Below are 446 nucleotides of genomic sequence, written 5' to 3'. Positions count from 1 at the left end.
TCGCCCGCCGCGGCACGCCATGGACGGCGACCCGCCTCGACTGCGAGCACCGGCGCGCCCGGAGCTGACCATGTGCGGCCTCCGTCAGCGGACTCCACGAGTCCCGTCGCAGTTGAGGCCATCACGTGGGATCCGTCGTCCGGATCGACCACGAAGCTGAACAGATCGATCGTCGACCTGGTGTCCCACGTCGTGTTATCCGTCGACACCATGAATCGGCCGCTCGACGAGTCCCAGCCGTAGATGGTGCCGTCGCGATTCACCAGGCCGTGGAAATCGACTTCCCCGGTCAACGAGACCGTGTCCCAGGTCTTCCCCGCGTCGCTGGACCGGGTGAGTCCGAGCAATCCCGGGAGACCTTCTCGGGTCCCGGCGACGTCCGGGTGACCAGATCCGAGGAACTCATCCGGCCCCACGACAGTAAAGCCCATCGTGTCCTGGTAACT

At 65.9% G+C, this 446-nt stretch carries 1 protein-coding gene; it reads right to left on the bottom strand.

The features are described from left to right. Positions 1 to 293 (bottom strand): hypothetical protein (locus tag I6F37_RS39960; RefSeq protein ID WP_225154372.1); only part of this gene is annotated, 293 nt, incomplete at its 3' end. Positions 294 to 446: the final 153 nt, after the last annotated feature.

Origin of the sequence: Bradyrhizobium sp. NBAIM08 (genome assembly GCF_020193935.1) — a bacterium.
Classification (GTDB): domain Bacteria; phylum Pseudomonadota; class Alphaproteobacteria; order Rhizobiales; family Xanthobacteraceae; genus Bradyrhizobium; species Bradyrhizobium yuanmingense.
This window is presented reverse-complemented; position numbering and strand designations above follow the sequence as displayed.